A 12383-nucleotide genomic window follows, 5' to 3' on the forward strand; every position below is an offset into this window, starting at 1 on the left:
CCGCCTTCACCGGCGGGCGTGGGTTGAAACGTCCCAGGTCCAGCCGGTGAAGTCGATCGCCTCGGCACCGCCCGCCTTCACCGGCGGGCGTGGGTTGAAACATGCGCAAGGTGCAGGAGGCCTGCCCACTGAGCGGCACCGCCCGCCTTCACGGGCGGGCGTGGGTTGAAACCGTAGGGCGCGACGTCAGGGAAGACGCGCGGGCAGCACCGCCCGCCTTCACCGGCGGGCGTGGGTTGAAACATCGGTCATGCCGGCGTCGCGGGCGAACTTGAACGCACCGCCCGCCTTCGCCGGCGGGCGTGGGTTGAAACATGACGATGGTGCGGCGGCCCGTCATCAACGCACGCGATTGGCTCACGATGCCAATAAGCCATGCCCGACGATTGCCGGGCGGCAGTGCCCGTCTCAGAACGCGCTGTCCGCAGCGCGGCGAAGGTCTGCTGCCATGCTTGGCATGGAGGACTCCATCTCGTGCGCCAGGTGGCGCAAAGCAATCGCCTCGCGGAGCAGGCGACGCCGCTCGCCCCGGGCCGCGTGCGCGCGCTGGAACGCCTGCACCGCGTCTGTCGCACGGCCGATCCAGAACGCCAGGCGCGGGGTGAGAGGCTGAACAGGGACGAGCACTTCGACGTAGGTGGACATGATGGTTCTCCAAACTTTTACTGCCGGGCCTCCGATGGAGACCGATTCATGCAGCGGGATGCATGTTGCACCCAGGGTTAACCCTTTGTTGTGACGCAGATCAACCGGACGACATGGGAGGCCCGCAAGCCCATCGGCGTGACGAAGGTCGCCGTGGTCGGCCACCACGGTTGACTGGACGCCCGAGCCGTCCTGAGCGGTCGGGAATTCACACCCCTTCGCGCGCAAACCGATGCATCGGTGTAAGTTGTGGCGCCCGCCCGACGACCGATCCTTATCCCACTCCCGTGCCATCCCATGCTGATCAAGACGCCCGCCCCCCACGAGCCGCACCCGAGCGAAATCACGCCTCACCGTGCCTACCTCAACCGCCGCACCACGCTGGCCGCCCTGGGGCTCGCGGCGGCCTCGCCGCTGGCGCTGGCCCAACCGACGGCCGCGGGCGGCGGCAAGCTGGCCAAGCTGCCGGGTGCGCGCAGCGCCGTCGCCGGCGCGATGGTGCTGGACAAGCCCACGAGCTACGCCGACGCGACCTCGTACAACAACTTCTACGAGTTCGGCACCGACAAGGCCGACCCGGCCCAGCTTGCGCACACGCTGAAGCCCCGCCCGTGGACAGTGGCCGTCGAGGGCGAGTGCGCCAAGCCGGGCAACTACGACATCGACGCGCTCATGAAGCTGGCTGCCATGGAGGAGCGCATCTACCGGCTGCGCTGCGTGGAGGGCTGGAGCATGGTCATCCCCTGGGTCGGGTATTCGCTGTCCGAACTGATCAAGCGAGCGGAGCCCACGGGCAAGGCCAAGTTCGTCGAGTTCACGACGCTGGCCGACCGCGCGCAGATGCCCGGGCTGCGCTCCGGCGTGCTGGACTGGCCGTATGTGGAGGCGCTGCGCATGGACGAGGCCATGCACCCGCTGGCGCTGCTGACCTTCGGCATGTACGGCGAGGTGCTGCCCAACCAGAACGGCGCACCGGTGCGCGTGGTGCTGCCCTGGAAGTACGGCTTCAAGTCGGCCAAGAGCATCGTCAGGATCCGCTTCGTCGAGAAGCAGCCGCGCAGCAGCTGGGAGCAGAGCGCGCCGCAGGAGTACGGCTTCTATTCCAACGTGAACCCGAACGTGGCGCACCCGCGCTGGAGCCAGGCCAGCGAGCGCCGCATCGGCGAGGACGGCCTGTTCGCCAAGAAGCGGCCGACGCTGATGTTCAACGGCTACGAGGCGCAGGTGGGCCAGCTCTACGCCGGGATGGACCTGCGCAAGTTCTTCTGATCGATGAAGCATGACCTGACGACGGCGCCGCAGGACCAGCGCCGGGCGGCCCCGAGTTCGGCCGCTGCGCCGGGTGGGCGGACGGTGCGGCGTATCGTCCAGCCGGCACTGATGCATCGCGCCGCGAAGCCGCTGCTGTTCTTGGCGTGCCTCGCGCCGCTGGCCTGGCTGGTCTATGCGGCCGCGGCGAATCGGCTCGGCGCGAACCCGGCGGAGGCGTTGATCCGCGGCCTGGGTGACTGGACGCTGCGCGGCCTGTGGCTGACGCTGGCCATCACGCCGCTGCGCGAGCTGACGGGCCTGGCGGCGCTGGCGCGCTTTCGGCGCATGCTAGGCGTGTTCACGTTCTGCTATGCCAGCGTGCATCTGCTGGCCTACGGCTGGCTGGACATGGGGCTGGACCCGGCCGAGATCGCCGCCGACATCGCCAAGCGGCCCTTCATCCTGATGGGCTTCACGGCCTGGGCACTGATGCTGCCGCTGGCCGCAACCAGCTTCAACAAGGCCATCAAGGCCGTCGGCGCCAAGCGCTGGCAGGCGCTGCACAAGGCGGTCTATGCGGTGGCCGTCGTCGCGCTGCTGCACTTCATCTGGATGCGCGCCGGCAAGAACAACTTCGCCGAACCGGCCGTGTACGGCGTGATCCTCGCCGCGCTGCTGGGGTGGCGGCTCTTCAAACGGCTGGGCAGAAAACAAACCCGGCTGGGATAATTCGCGGCTTTGCTCCCGCCGCACCCATGCCCAGCCCTCTTGTCCTCGACGTAGCCATCCTCGGCGGCGGCCCCGCCGGCTGCAGCGCTGCGTCCTGGCTGGGGCAGATGGGCATGACGTCGCTGCTGGTGGAGCGCGAGACCCGGCTGTGCGCCGCTTTGGCCGGGCTCAACTTCGCGCAGGACTGGGTGCTGGGCGAACCCGCCGCGCACCTGGCCGCCTTGGGCCAGCACTACGCCGCCCAGGCCCAGGCCACGCCGGGCCTGACGCTGCGCCTGGGCACGCGGGCCGAATCGGCCCGCCACACGCCCGAGGGCTGGGCGCTGCAGCTGGCCACCGGCGAGCATGTGCAGGCCCGCGCGCTGCTCATCGCCACCGGCCTGCGCCTGCTGCGCCCGGCGCGCTACTTCGCCGTGCCGCACGAGCGCGTGCTGGACGCCTCGCAGCTGACCGCCCGCCGCGAATCCCTGCCCCCCGGCCGCGTGCTGCTGCTGGGCGCCGGCGACAACGCGGCCGAGAACGCCATTTTCCTCGCCGAGCGCGGCCATGACGTGACGCTGTGGTCGCGCGGCAGCTGGCGCGCGCAGATCCACCTGGCCCAGCGCGCCGAGGCGCACCCGCGCATCACGCTGCGGCTGGCCACGCAGCTGCCCGAGGCGCTGCTGCCGGACGACAGCGGCGTCACGGTCGGCGCCGAGCGCTTCGATGTCGTCGCCGCGCTGCTGGGCTTCGAGCCCGAGCCCTCGGCCTTCGCGCTGCTGGACGAGGCCTCGCGCCAGCGCGCCTTCGTGGCCGGCGATGCCAGCCGCCGCTGGCACCCCTGCGTGCAGACGGCGCTGGCCGACGGCGTGCAGGCGGCCAAGCAGATCGAACTGGCGCTGCGCCCACAGGTGGCTGCGGCGCCGCAGCGCTACAACAACCGCCAGGTCATCCATCTGCAGGGCCTGCGCTTTCGCGCCAACCTGGGCGTGCTCGACTTCGAGCGCACCGGGCCGCAGCCCATCCAGGTCGATGCCGAGGTCAACCTCGGCGCGATGCCGGTCGTCGCCCGCGACGCCGACATCGGCCACGTGCTGGACTACCGCCGCGTGCGCACGGCCATCATCGACGAGTGCACCTCCGAGCACACCGACCTCGTCGAAGCCCTGCTCGGCAAGCTCTGCAACCGCCTGATGAGCCTGCCCGGCGTCGTCGGCGTGCGGCTGAAGCTGACCAAGCTCGAAATCTTTCCCGACTGCGAAGTCGCAATCAGCACTGAACTGGGTGCATGGTGAACAACATGTCTGAACTTGATTTGCCCCCACGCTCGCATGGCGAGCTGCCCCCCGAAGGGGCTGCCAGCGGTTTCGGGCGGCCGGGCACCGCTGACGTTTTGGATTTCGCCGACCAAGCCGCCGCCGACAAGAAGGCCGCGCACGAGATCAACAAGCTGTCCAAGCGCCTGCACCGCCAGGTGGGCCAGGCCATCACCGACTTCAACATGATCGAAGACGGCGACAAGGTCATGGTGTGCCTGTCGGGCGGTAAGGACAGCTACGCGATGCTGGACATCCTGCTGAACCTGCAGCAGCGCGCGCCGATCAAGTTCAGCCTGGTCGCCGTCAACCTCGACCAGAAGCAGCCCGGCTTCCCCGCGGAGGTGCTGCCCAACTACCTGCGCTCGCGCGGCGTGGACTTCCACATCGAGACCCAGGACACCTACGCCATCGTCAAGCGCCTCATCCCCGAGGGCAAGACGACTTGCAGCCTGTGCTCGCGCCTGCGCCGCGGCATCCTGTACCGCGTGGCCGGCGAGCTGGGCGCGACCAAGATCGCGCTGGGCCACCACCGCGACGACATGGTCACGACGCTGTTCCTGAACATGTTCTTCGGCAGCCGCCTGAAGGGCATGCCGCCCAAGCTCGTCAGCGACGACGGCCGCAACGTCGTCATCCGACCGCTGGCCTACGTGAAGGAGCCCGACCTCGTGCGCTGGGCCGAGCACCGCGAGTTCCCGATCATCCCGTGCAACCTCTGCGGCAGCCAGGAGAACCTGCAGCGCGTGCAGGTCAAGGCCATGATCAACGAGTGGGAGAAGCGCTACCCGGGCCGCATCGACAACATCTTCACGGCCATGGGCAACATCGTGACCTCGCACATGATGGACAAGAAGCTCTACCCCTTCGAGACGGCCCGCGCCACGGGCGTGCCGGAAGCGGGCGGCGACATCGCCTTCGACGACGATGAAGGCTGCGCGACACCTTCGCCAGCGGCGGTCATCACGCTTCAACGCTAGCGAGAGACGCTTTTGCCTTGCCTTTACACGCAGGCAAACTGGGCGGTTCAAAATCCCAACATCGCCACGATGGAGGTGCTTCATGAACCGCCGCCTGATCCTCACTGTCCTTGCCGCCGCTTCGGTCGCCGCCATCACCGGCTGCGCCGGCCCGTACACGGTCTCCGCTGACGTATCCAGTTATGGCAACTGGCCGGCCGACCGCAAGCCAGGCACCTATGCCTTCGACCGCCTGCCCTCGCAGCAGCAGAGCGAGGAGGCCACCAAGCGCCAGGCCACGCTGGAAGACGCCGCCCGCGGCGCGCTGGAGCGGGCCGGCTTCAAGCCCGCGGCCGACGCGAAGAGCGCCGACGTCCTGGTGACGCTGGGCGCCCGCGTCACCGCGTACGACCCGGTGCCCTGGGACGACCCGCTGTGGTGGCGCTGGCGCGGCCGGCTGCTGTCGCCGCGCTACGGCTACGGCGGCTGGGGGAGCTGGGGCTGGCGCCAGGACCCCTTCTTCGACCGCCGCTACGACCGCGCCGTGGCCCTGCTGCTGCGCGACCGCGCCACCGGCGAGGCCTTGTTCGAGACGCATGCCAGCAACGAGGGCATGACCATGGGCAGCGAGGCGCTGCTGACGCCGCTGTTCGACGCCGCGCTGGCCGAGTTCCCCAAGGTCAACCCGAAATCGCATCGGGTGTCGGTGCAAGCCGTCCGTTAAAGGGCTCGCTGCCCTGCCTGCCCATAATCGCGGCTTCGCAAAAACGTAGTCGCAAGGCAGGCATGGCGCTGAACATCGTGATCATGGCGGCGGGCAAGGGCACCCGCATGAAGTCCGCAACGCCCAAGGTGTTGCACAAGCTCGCGGGGCGCTCGCTGCTGGCGCATGTGCTCAAGAGCGGTGAACCGCTGGCGGCGGACGCGCGCATCGTCATCACCGGCCATGGCGCCGAGCAGGTGGAAGCGGCGGTGAAGGCCGACGGCATCAGCTTCGTGCGCCAGATGCCCCAGCTCGGCACCGGCCACGCCATCCAGCAGGTCGTGCCGGCCCTGGTGGGCGAAGGCACCACGCTGATCCTCAACGGCGACGTGCCGCTCATCGAGACGGCCACCGCCAAGGCGCTCATCGATGCCTGTGCCGGGCATGCGCTGGTGCTGCTGACCGTCGACCTCGCCGACCCGACCGGCTACGGCCGCATCGTCCGCGACAAGGACGATGGCGGCGTGCTGGCCATCGTCGAGCACAAGGATGCGACGCCGGAGCAGCGCCTCATCCACGAGGGCTACAGCGGCATGATGGCCGCGCCCACGGTGGCGCTCAAGCGCTGGGTCGGCCAGCTGACCAACAACAACGCCCAGGGCGAGTACTACCTGACCGACATCGTCGCGATGGCCGTGGCCGAGGGCCTGCCGGTGCTGGGCATCAAGGCCCACAGCGAGACCGAGGTGCTGGGCGTCAACGACCCCGTGCAGCTCGCACAGCTGGAGCGCGCCTTCCAGGCCCAGCAGGCCGAAAGCCTGATGCACGCCGGCGTGCGGCTGGCCGACCCGGCCCGCTTCGACCTGCGCGGCACGCTGACGCACGGGCAGGATGTCGAGATCGACGTGAACTGCGTGTTCGAGGGCCATGTGGCGCTGGGCGACGGCGTGCGCATCGGCGCCAACTGCGTGATCCGCAACGCCACCATCGCCGCGGGCGCGCGCATCCACGAGTTCACCCACATCGACGGCGAGGCGGCGGGCGCGAGCGTCGGCGAGGGCGCGCTGATCGGGCCGTTCGCCCGCCTGCGCCCGGGCGCGCAGCTGGGCGCCGAGGTGCACATCGGCAACTTCGTCGAGGTGAAGAACTCGACGCTGGCCAAGGGCGCCAAGGCCAACCACCTGGCCTACCTCGGCGACGCCACGGTGGGCGAGCGTGTCAACTACGGCGCCGGCTCCATCACGGCCAACTACGACGGCGCCAACAAGCACCGCACGACCATCGGCGACGACGTGCACGTGGGCTCCAACTGCGTGCTGGTCGCGCCGGTCACGCTGGGCGCGGGTGCCACCATCGGCGGCGGCTCCACCATCACCAAGGATGTGACGCCAGGTGACCTGGCCGTGGCGCGCGGCAAACAGGTTGCATTGAGCGGCTGGACCCGCCCGACCAAGAAGCGTTGAATAGAAGCACTGCCGTGACTTTGTTCCGGCGATTGCTTCACGCCGCCCGGGGTCGGGGGGCACCTGCGCAACCGACCCGCCGTTAGGATGACCCCATGGCCGAACACCTCGACTTTGCTGCGTTCTCGCTCGACGATGCCGTGCCGGCGGACCTCGGGGCCCATGAGGCCATCGAAGCCCGGCAGCAGCAAGACGCCCGCAGCCGCGCGCTGGAACTGAAGGCGCAGGCCTGCGACAACGCCGCCGACGCCTGCTGGTACCTCGCCCGCAGCCTGGGCGCGGCCCGCGACCTGCCGCAGGGCGGCGACGCCAGCCTGGAGCTGCTGTTCCAGCTGATCGGCGCCCTTGCCGACCTGCCCGCCGAGATCGCCGCGGCGCCGCTGCCGGACGTGGTCGGCGGCCGCGACGACGGCATCACCGAACTCTGCCTGCAGCTGGAAGCCGCTCGTGAAGTGACGGAAGAGGCGTTGATCGACGCCGACCTGGCGCCGGCCCGCACGCAGCTCTGCCACTGAGCCGCCAACGCACAAAGACAAAGGCGCCCGATGGGCGCCTTTGCTTTTGGGGAGTGCCTGATCAGGATCAACCGCCGCTGGTCGGTGTCACGCCACCCACCGTGGCCACCGGGGGCACCGTCAACCGGTTGTCGACCGCCTTGACGCCGCTCGTCGCGGCGGCAACGACCGTGGCGCGTTCGCGGGTGGAGGCGTCCGGCGCCTGGCCTTCCAGCTTGACGACGCCGTGGTCGGTGCTGACGGCGATGGGCACGGCGGCCAGCGTGGAGTCGGCAGCCAGCGCGGTGCGGACATTGACGGTGATGCTGCTGTCCTCCGGAGCCGCAACGGGCGGCTGCGGCTGCGGCGCGGCCTGGGCCACGGGCGGCACGGTCTCAGGCGGCACCGCGGCCGGCGGCGTCTGAGGGATCGGAGCCGGAGCCGGGGTCGCGGCCACCACCGGCGGCGCGGCCTGCACGGGCGGCGTCACGGCAGGCGTGACCGGGGCCAGCGGCTGCAGCGCCGACTCACGCACGGGCGGCGGGGAGGCCTGAGCCAGCGTCCTGGGCGTCGTGGCGGGGTCCCCACGCACCACCGGTAACGGCGGCGTGGGCGCCTCGGCCACCTTGGTCGGCGTCGCGGCGGCCTTGGGCTCCACGGCGGGCGCAGGCGCCGCCGGCGTCTCGGCAGGTTGCGCTTCCGGCGCTGGTGTCACGGGGCCGGCACTCGGCGGCTGGGACTGCAGCAGCGTGTCCTCAGGCGACGGTGTGGCCTGGCTGAGCACGGCGGCAGGCGGTGCGCTGGGCTCGCTGGGCGACATGGTGCGCGACATCGTCACGGCCAGGCCGATCAACGCCGCGCCAACGCCGGCACCGATGAGCCAGGGGTTGACGCCCGAGCGCGGCGCCGTGCTGGCAGCCGGTGTGCGGCTGGCCCCCGTGGAGGCGGTGAACGGTGCCGGCGCGGCGGCGAAGCTGACCGGCTCGACGCGAGGCGCGGCCTGCGTCGTCGTGGCACGCAGCGGCTCCCCACGCAGGGTGGGCTTGACGCCCATCGGCTTTGCTGCGGGCGAGGGCTTGTCGGACTTGGTCGTATCGATGTGATTGGACCAGCCGTCGGCGTGCAGAGATTTTGGAAACTTCATCACAGCCTCCTGTCGTCGAAATCGACGGTTGCGATGAAGTCATTGTTGAGACGGTCCGGGTGTGCACCCTGCCGGCCCAGGCACCGTCTCCGTGTAGGACAACGGACCCAAGGCGTGTGGAATTGCGAGCCGCGTGAGCAGATCCGCTAGAAACCGCGCACTGGCAACGACTCGTCACGCTGCAGCCAGTTGCGTGGCGAGTAGCGGCTGGCCGCATCCGTCACATGCAGCGTGTAGGCGTGACGGGACTTCGCTGAGCGGTTGGCGGCGGAGTAATGCGGCAGCAGGCCGTGGAAGACGACCAGCGAGCCCGCCTCCACCTCCAGCGGGATCGCCTCCTTCGAATCGGCGGCCGGCCAGGGCGTGGAGTCGATGGATTCCATCCAGGCCTTGCGGCCCTCGCGCACGAAGCGCTCGCGCAGCACGCCGCGCCGGCCCTTGTGGCCGCCCGGCTCGGTCCACAGGCAGCCGTTGGCCAGCGTCGCGTCCTCCAGTGCGAACCAGAAGGTCGTCACGGTGATGGGGTCGGTCTCGAAGAAGCTGGCGTCCTGGTGCCAACGCACCTCGCCGCCGATGCCGGGCTGCTTGAAGATGAACATCGACTGCCAGACCTGCGGCCGCGCCAAGCCCAGTGCGGCGGCGACGCCGCGCAGCGCCTCGCCCTTGGAGAAGGCGCTGAAGACCGGATCGAGGTCGTGCATCGCATGGCCGATTTTGTTGATCGCCAGCTCCTTGGGGACGCGCAGCCGGCCTTGCGCATCAAAAGCCTCCTCCTCGAAGAAGCAGCGCACCTGGTCGCCGCTGTCGAGGAAGTAGTCGTCCACGTGGCGCTGCTGCTCCTCGGTCGTGAACACCGGGCGCTGCTCGCCGGGGTCGAAGGCGTCGACGATCTGCAGCGCGCGCTCGCGCAGCGCGGCGATCTCGGCGGCGGCCTTGAAGCCGGGGATGATGAGGAAGCCTTGTTCGGCGTAGGTGGCGGCGAGGTCGACGTCAACAGTCATGGGGATGCTCGGGGAGTTGTGCGGATTGTGTGGCGGCCGGCGGGCGCTCACAGTGCGCCCCACTCAAACCCAGGGAGAGTCCCGATGAAAGCGCTGAAGACCCTGCTGATCGCCGTCGTCGTGCTGCTGGCCCTGCTGTTCGGCATCGGCCTGCTGCTGTCGCCCAAGTTCGTCGTCTCGCGCAGCGTGACCGTCAACGCCCCACCGGAGAAGATCTACGCTCTCATCGCTGACCCGCGCGGCTGGAAGCAGTGGAGCGCCTGGAACCAGCGCGACCCGCAGATGACCATCGAGTACAGCGGCCCGGCCTCGGGCGCGGGCGCCGTCTGGGCCTGGCAGAGCAAGAGCCAGGGCGACGGCCGCATGACCTTCGCGACCGCCGAGGCCCCCAAGCGGCTGGGCTACGAGTTGTTCTTCCCCGACTTCGGCACGACGTCGACCGGCGACTTCCGGCTGGACGCCAATGGCGGCGCGACGCAGGTCACCTGGTCCATGAACGGCGACATGGGCGCCAACCCGCTCTACCGCTGGATGGGCCTATTCATGGACAAGATGGTCGGGCCGGACTTCGACGCCGGCCTGTCCAACCTCAAGGCCCTCGCCGAGAAGCCCTGACCAAGCCGCCGGCCCCAAGCAGGATGGCGGCCGCACCCAGCCACTGCAGCGGCGCCAGCGCGTGGCCCAGCGCCAGGCGGTCCACGCCGATGGCCACCACGGGATAGAGGAAGGACAGGCCGCCCTGCAGCGCCGTCGGCAGGCGCTGCACGCCGGCGTACATCAGCGCGTACATCAGGCCGGTGTGCACGACACCCAGCACCACCAGCGGCATCCAGCCCAGCGTCGTCTGGGGCAGCGCTTCGAACCGCGCGAAAGGCGCCAGCATCAACACGCCCACGCCCACCTGGATCAACGCAATCAGCGGCGCCGGCATGCCGCTCAGGCGCTTGGCCACGACGGCCGCCACCGCCCACAAGGCCGCCGCGGCCAGCGCCATCAGCACGCCCAGCGTGAAGCTGCCGCCGACGTAGCCCGCGCTCGGGCGCGCCTGGACGATGAGCAGCACGCCCGCGAAGGCCAGCGCCACCCAGGCCAGCCGCGCGGCGCTCAGGCGCTCGCCGAAGAACACCACGCCCAGGCCCATCAGCAGGAAGGGCTGCAGGTTGTAGACCGCCGTGGCGACCGCCACCGAGGCCCGGTTGTAGGCGCCGAACAGCAGCACCCAGTTCAGCACGATGGCCACGCCGCCGAGCACGGCCAGGCCCAGCTCAGGCACGCTCGGCCGGCGCCACAGGCCGAGTGCCGTGCAGATCAGCGCCAGTGTCAGCAGCCCGAAGCCGCAGCGCCAGAACACCACGTCCAGCGGCGCCAGGCCGGACAACAGCACGAAATAGCCGATGGAGCCCAACAGGCTCATCGCGCTGCCCATTTCCAGCACGCCGCGGGTGGTCGGTGACATGCTCGGTTCCTTGCAAGCAAAGACGCCATTGTTTCAAGGCCGCCTGCTGCATCACAGATGATATGAACGGCAAATCAGAAGAAGCGCAGAATCCACGACGGAGAAATTGAATTTCAGCAGAAACATGATTGACGACACCGACCGCCTGCTGCTGCAAGCCCTCGCTGCAGACGCCCGGGCGCCGCTGAAGGACCTGGCCGAGGCCATCGGCCTGTCGCCGCCGGCGACATCGGAGCGGCTGGCGCGTCTGCGCGAACGCGGCGTGATACGCGCCTTCACCATCGAGATCGACCCGCTGGCCCTGGGCTTCCCGCTGCAGGCCATCGTGCGCGTGCGGCCCATGCCGGGCGCGCTCGCCACGGTTCAACAGCGCATCGCCGCCATGCCGGAGGCGTTGGAATGCGACAAGGTCACGGGCGACGACTGCTTCGTGCTGCGGCTGGCGCTGCGCTCCATCGAGCACCTCGACCAGGCGCTGGACCGGCTGGCCGACTGCGCGCAGACCAGCTCCAGCATCGTCAAGGCCCAGGCCCTGCGCCGGCGCGTGCCGCCGCTGAAGCTGGAGACTTGAGGGGTTTCAGCTCGGTTCCGAGGCCAGCGCCAATGCCAGCGCCGCCTCGGTGACGGCGCGGCCCAGCGGCGTTGCGGGGTCGGGCCGGCGCAGGCGCGGCACGCCGCCGCTCAGGTCGACGGTGCCGACCACCGTGCCCTGGTGCAGCATCTCGTAGCCCACGGCCGCCGTGTGCGGCGTGGGACTGCCCTCCATCAGGTGCACCGAGCGCAGGCCCACCGTCAGCTCACCGCGGCGGTAGGCGCCCTCGCGGCTGAGCTTGCCGCGGCGCATCTGGCCTTCGCCGATCTGCAGCATGGCGGCCGGCGCGCTGCCCCAGCGGCAGCTCAGCACCCAGGGCTTGGCAGCGGCCAGGCGGCCATTGGCACTTTGCTCCGGCGTCCAGCCCTCGCAGGTGGTGGCGCTGTCGCCGGCCGGGCTGGCCCAGCTGAAGCGCAGCGGCACGCGCACATCGGCTGCAAGCGGCTCGAACAGCGACAACCGCTCGGCGCCGCGCTCGTAGCGCACGCGCTGGCCGCTCAGCGTGAACTCGCCCTGGCGCCCCCAGGCCGGCTTGCCGAAGCTCTCCTCCGCCACGCCGGCCACCGAGGCTGGCTGGGCCATGCGCGATTCCTTCGCTGGACGCGGCTCCCGCACCGAGGCGCAGCTGGCAAGCAGCAGGACAAGGGTGGC

14 protein-coding genes, 1 pseudogene and 1 CRISPR repeat array are annotated in these 12383 nt (G+C 70.0%); of the genes and pseudogenes, 10 read left to right on the top strand and 5 right to left on the bottom strand.

The window, feature by feature from the left end; all coding sequences use genetic code 11:
* A CRISPR array of direct repeats spans positions 1 to 314; the repeat unit is 30 nt; unit sequence CCGCCTTCACCGGCGGGCGTGGGTTGAAAC.
* Positions 315 to 408: 94 nt separating this feature from the next.
* Positions 409 to 645 (bottom strand): hypothetical protein, encoded by a 237-nt coding sequence (locus ASD35_RS07860; RefSeq protein ID WP_056874301.1) that lies wholly within the window; start codon positions 643 to 645, stop codon positions 409 to 411.
* A gap of 297 nt (positions 646 to 942) precedes the next feature.
* Between ASD35_RS07860 and msrP the strand changes: the two genes are divergently transcribed.
* From msrP to ASD35_RS07895, 8 genes and pseudogenes are all read left to right on the top strand, one after another.
* The gene (gene msrP / locus ASD35_RS07865; protein WP_056874302.1) at positions 943 to 1914 is read left to right on the top strand and encodes a protein-methionine-sulfoxide reductase catalytic subunit MsrP; all 972 of its coding nucleotides are present in this window, start codon (positions 943 to 945) and stop codon (positions 1912 to 1914) included.
* A gap of 3 nt (positions 1915 to 1917) precedes the next feature.
* Positions 1918 to 2625, top strand: a complete 708-nt coding sequence (locus tag ASD35_RS07870; protein ID WP_082579984.1) for a protein-methionine-sulfoxide reductase heme-binding subunit MsrQ — start codon at positions 1918 to 1920, stop codon at positions 2623 to 2625.
* 26 nt (positions 2626 to 2651) lie between these two features.
* Positions 2652 to 3191 (top strand): annotated as a pseudogene (locus tag ASD35_RS27950) (FAD-dependent oxidoreductase); the annotation flags it as partial.
* A 324-nt stretch (positions 3192 to 3515) separates the two neighbouring features.
* A complete protein-coding gene (locus ASD35_RS27955; RefSeq protein ID WP_056874642.1) occupies positions 3516 to 3899 on the top strand; it encodes a dihydroneopterin aldolase in 384 nt (127 codons plus the stop codon).
* Positions 3900 to 3904: 5 nt separating this feature from the next.
* Positions 3905 to 4900 (top strand): tRNA 2-thiocytidine(32) synthetase TtcA, encoded by a 996-nt coding sequence (gene ttcA / locus ASD35_RS07880; protein WP_082580046.1) that lies wholly within the window; start codon positions 3905 to 3907, stop codon positions 4898 to 4900.
* Between the two features lie 82 nt (positions 4901 to 4982).
* Complete coding sequence (locus tag ASD35_RS07885) at positions 4983 to 5603, top strand: DUF4136 domain-containing protein (RefSeq protein WP_235538270.1); 621 nt, start codon at positions 4983 to 4985, stop codon at positions 5601 to 5603.
* A 62-nt stretch (positions 5604 to 5665) separates the two neighbouring features.
* Positions 5666 to 7045, top strand: coding sequence for a bifunctional UDP-N-acetylglucosamine diphosphorylase/glucosamine-1-phosphate N-acetyltransferase GlmU (gene glmU, locus ASD35_RS07890; protein ID WP_056874304.1), 1380 nt, complete (start codon positions 5666 to 5668; stop codon positions 7043 to 7045).
* Positions 7046 to 7140: 95 nt separating this feature from the next.
* Positions 7141 to 7560 carry a hypothetical protein gene (locus tag ASD35_RS07895; protein WP_056874305.1) on the top strand — a complete coding sequence of 140 codons (420 nt, stop codon included), beginning with the start codon at positions 7141 to 7143 and terminating at the stop codon, positions 7558 to 7560.
* Positions 7561 to 7627: 67 nt separating this feature from the next.
* On the opposite strand, the gene ASD35_RS07900 is transcribed toward ASD35_RS07895, so the two are convergent.
* Together ASD35_RS07900 and ASD35_RS07905 are read right to left on the bottom strand one after the other, a co-directional pair.
* Positions 7628 to 8683: a BON domain-containing protein gene (locus ASD35_RS07900; protein WP_157275427.1), complete on the bottom strand. Its 1056-nt coding sequence runs from the start codon at positions 8681 to 8683 to the stop codon at positions 7628 to 7630.
* Between the two features lie 146 nt (positions 8684 to 8829).
* A complete protein-coding gene (locus ASD35_RS07905; protein WP_056874307.1) occupies positions 8830 to 9684 on the bottom strand; it encodes a phytanoyl-CoA dioxygenase family protein in 855 nt (284 codons plus the stop codon).
* An 84-nt stretch (positions 9685 to 9768) separates the two neighbouring features.
* Here ASD35_RS07905 and ASD35_RS07910 point away from each other — a divergent pair, with 84 nt between their 5' ends.
* Positions 9769 to 10299 carry an SRPBCC family protein gene (locus ASD35_RS07910; RefSeq protein WP_056874308.1) on the top strand — a complete coding sequence of 177 codons (531 nt, stop codon included), beginning with the start codon at positions 9769 to 9771 and terminating at the stop codon, positions 10297 to 10299.
* Here the strand turns inward: ASD35_RS07910 and ASD35_RS07915 are convergent.
* Complete coding sequence (locus tag ASD35_RS07915) at positions 10274 to 11140, bottom strand: DMT family transporter (RefSeq protein WP_056874309.1); 867 nt, start codon at positions 11138 to 11140, stop codon at positions 10274 to 10276. The two genes, ASD35_RS07910 and ASD35_RS07915, sit on opposite strands and share 26 nt — an antisense overlap.
* 124 nt (positions 11141 to 11264) lie before the next feature.
* Here ASD35_RS07915 and ASD35_RS07920 point away from each other — a divergent pair, with 124 nt between their 5' ends.
* Positions 11265 to 11711 carry an Lrp/AsnC family transcriptional regulator gene (locus ASD35_RS07920; protein WP_056874310.1) on the top strand — a complete coding sequence of 149 codons (447 nt, stop codon included), beginning with the start codon at positions 11265 to 11267 and terminating at the stop codon, positions 11709 to 11711.
* A gap of 6 nt (positions 11712 to 11717) precedes the next feature.
* On the opposite strand, the gene ASD35_RS07925 is transcribed toward ASD35_RS07920, so the two are convergent.
* Entirely contained in the window at positions 11718 to 12314 is a 597-nt protein-coding gene (locus ASD35_RS07925) for a hypothetical protein (RefSeq protein ID WP_157275428.1), read from the bottom strand.
* Between the last annotated feature and the right edge of the window lie 69 nt (positions 12315 to 12383).

Source organism: Pelomonas sp. Root1444 (assembly GCF_001426885.1).
GTDB lineage: Bacteria > Pseudomonadota > Gammaproteobacteria > Burkholderiales > Burkholderiaceae_C > Pelomonas.